Consider the following 285-nt stretch of genomic DNA (forward strand, 5'->3'; position numbering starts at 1 on the left):
CCATGCAGCACCTTGTAAATTGTCTTGCGAAAAGTCTTTTTCCAAACCGGTCAATCTACATTTAAGCCTTGGTAAGGTACCTCGCGTATCATCGAATTAAACCACATGCTCCACAGCTTGTGCGGGCCCCCGTCAATTCCTTTGAGTTTCATTCTTGCGAACGTACTCCCCAGGTGGGATACTTATCACTTTCGCTTATCCACTCAGATTACTCCGAACAGCTAGTATCCATCGTTTACAGCGTGGACTACCAGGGTATCTAATCCTGTTCGCTCCCCACGCTTT

1 rRNA gene is annotated in these 285 nt (G+C 47.0%); it reads right to left on the reverse strand.

The features are described from left to right. Positions 1-285: ribosomal RNA gene (locus WFZ85_RS16300) — 16S ribosomal RNA — on the reverse strand; the annotation flags it as partial.

Source organism: Flavobacterium aureirubrum (genome assembly GCF_038739835.1).
Taxonomy (GTDB): Bacteria; Bacteroidota; Bacteroidia; order Flavobacteriales; family Flavobacteriaceae; genus Flavobacterium; species Flavobacterium aureirubrum.